Annotated in this window: 3 protein-coding genes and 1 pseudogene; all 4 read right to left on the bottom strand. The window is 39.9% G+C overall.

Annotated elements, in window-relative coordinates; genetic code table 11:
• Positions 1-356, bottom strand: a pseudogene (locus NFR46_RS09250) (BppU family phage baseplate upper protein); the annotation flags it as partial.
• A gap of 18 nt (positions 357-374) precedes the next feature.
• Positions 375-2,219: a GDSL-type esterase/lipase family protein gene (locus tag NFR46_RS09245; protein ID WP_251576745.1), complete on the bottom strand. Its 1,845-nt coding sequence runs from the start codon at positions 2,217-2,219 to the stop codon at positions 375-377.
• A gap of 9 nt (positions 2,220-2,228) precedes the next feature.
• Positions 2,229-2,366, bottom strand: coding sequence for a hypothetical protein (locus NFR46_RS09240; RefSeq protein WP_251576743.1), 138 nt, complete (start codon positions 2,364-2,366; stop codon positions 2,229-2,231).
• Positions 2,356-2,776: hypothetical protein (locus tag NFR46_RS09235; protein WP_251576741.1), on the bottom strand; the 421-nt coding region annotated here is incomplete at its 5' end. The genes NFR46_RS09235 and NFR46_RS09240, both read right to left, overlap by 11 nt.

Below are 2,776 nucleotides of genomic sequence, written 5' to 3'. Positions count from 1 at the left end.
ATGGTTGAAATATCGCCACCATTTTCATCTTGAATTTTGAAAAAGGCTTCTTGCCACTTGCCCTCTTTTTGAAAAATCCCTTCTGGAAAGTAAAAGGTAATTAGCCCTAATTGCCGGTCATCACCCGGTTGGTCATCATCAAAACCACCAGCTGCCGCAAACGGAGTGGCATTGCTGTCCTTGCCATAAAAGGTCATCTTCTTGTTAGTCATGTCAATGGAATTACTGCCCGACTTAATATGAAGCTTGCAGTAAGCCTTAGCATCACCAACTCGTGCTTGGAAGTAATTAGTTAAGTCAACAAAAGTCGATACCGGCTTCTCTAAGTCGACTTCTAGGTAATCTTTATAAGCCATTTTTTATCTCCTTTCTTCTTATACATGGAACTTAGTAAGCACTGCGAGTAAATCATTCAAAGTTGTTTGCACCAAATCCCAGTTGTTGTTCAGCGTAGTTTGATAGCTAGTATCAATCATCAAGTTCAATGGTCTAACCAATTCAATATAATCAAAGTCTTGTCTCGTCCGAATATTAGCAAAGCCGTTAGAACGAAATGTTCCAACGGCTCTATTAATTTCTATTTCTAGTTGATCAAACACATGGACAATATATAACCAAGTCGCTCGATTAAGTCCTGAGCTTCGTAATTGCAAACGAACCGGATTAGAGCCAACACTGTCGCCAAGCAGTGTTCCAAACCGAGCATAAATCATATTTATCGCTGATAAACATTGTTCATAGTTACTTTTAGTATTGCTGCCGAGATCAAACGGCTTATCAATGTGAGTCAAATTAACTTTAGTGACCGTTGCATCGGAACCTGATTCAACTTTTAAGAATGACCCGTGACGCATATTAATACTTGAGGTGACATTTTGAGGACCAGTCCACTTACTGAGGTCGTGAATATTAGCAGTTTGTACAACCATCTGACCAGAATCGGCCACTCCAGAAACTGAGCCGGTAATGTGATCACAGTAAAAGTAGATGGTGTCACCATCGACTAAGGTTTCTCCAGCTTCATACCAGATTGTTTTACCATTCTCATCTGAATGTTCGATGTTGTTCTTAATCAGTGTGTACGGTCCCATGTATGAATCAGCTTCATACAACCAATAAGCATCAATTGAGAGGTAATACTTACCATTCATCTTCCAGATATGCGGGTCCATTCCATGATCTTCATTGACCATCTGCCACGAATTAGTAACTTCGCCTGTTTCGGGGTCAAAGTCTGCCACATAAACGTGTCGAGAATCGGATACCGCACCCCAAACTAAGTGCCAGTTATCGCTGTAATCAGTGAAAAATTCTGGGGCCCAGATGTCGGTATAACCATTTCTCTGTAAGAACGATACGTCAAATGACTTAAACGTCTGAAAGTCCTTAGTGCGATACAACCCGGTCGTCCCCGTAATCCAGTAATAATCATTGTACTTAGCGATATTACCATCACGTAAATTACCTAATTGTGGGAACTCTGCAATTACATTCCAGTTAATTGCATCATTTGAACCACTCAATACTGGAGTAGCCTTCCACAAATTAGAACTGTTTTCTCCAGCTGGATCAAAGCCAAAATAGATGAACTTATACTGTTCAATCTCGCTCAAAATATCAATCTCAGTGTTTGCCGCTTGGCTTCTAATGCCAATCCAACTAGCTAATGCCTCACCCATAGATTTGTATGTTGCATCAGTTGGGTGAATCTTATCCGGTGCTAATTGTGAAGGACTGGTAACAACTGGATTGTCTCGCCAGTCATAGACTTCAGCATTGTTATTTCGAGCAATCTGAATTACTGCATCATTAATCATGTTCTGACTAACGCCTACATTGTTCTTCCATGTCATGTCACCACCGCCAACGGCATAATCACGAATTGGCGTTACCAAACGAATTTGAATATTAGGGTTATCAGACTTAATTTTATCCAATCCTTGCTGATAACCATCTTTTAAAGTATTTAACGATTCGCCTTGAACTCCAAAATCATTAGTCCCATACATGATGATTACCATGTCATAATCTTTGAAGTTATAGTTGTTGACTACGGAACTAAAACAATTGTTACCAGAATTGACCAAAGTTCCACCAATTCCAGCGTTTGTTACTGTGTTACCGGTTCTTGCTTCAATTGTATTGGCTAACGTGTATGGTGTGACTTGATAGCCATTCCATCCTTGAGTGATTGAATCACCCAACATAATAATCTTCATGCTAATCGCCTACTTCTTCTTGCTGTTATTTTGCAAATCAGCTAGTTTTTGCTTTAATTCATCGTTCTGTGCTTGTAATGTAGCAACCTCAATTTCAAGGTTAGCATTACGAATTGCTAATTTAGTTAATACACCCTTAGTTTCCATTATCTTTGGTCTCCTTCTTTAATTGCGCTACTTGCATTTGCAATGAAGCAATACTCTTCATCATCGAAGCTTGAATCGTCTGTTGTGGCGTGGGCGTTGTCTTCGCTTCAGTTTCAGCACCAATCACATTGACTTTGGACGGGTCACCGCCATTCTCTTTAGTCAATTCTTTTTGAGTTTTGATTGCTTGTGCCATCATTTGCTGTTGAGCTGGTTTTAGTAAACTATCATCAATTTCTGGGAAAATAGGTGAACCATCATCGTTAAAACCGATTGGATTATCAGCGCCAACCGTCATCACATTAGGTGTTGAACCATCGCCGCTTAAAACCGCTCGCATCGTAGCAACGGTGTGACCAGTTGCATCTTTAATTTGATCTTGTAAAATAACTTGTTTTTCCATGCGTAGT

The organism is Limosilactobacillus agrestimuris (assembly GCF_943193105.1).
Taxonomy (GTDB): Bacteria; Bacillota; Bacilli; order Lactobacillales; family Lactobacillaceae; genus Limosilactobacillus; species Limosilactobacillus agrestimuris.
The sequence above is the reverse complement of the archived record's forward strand: the minus strand, read 5'-3'. Positions and strand labels throughout refer to the sequence as shown.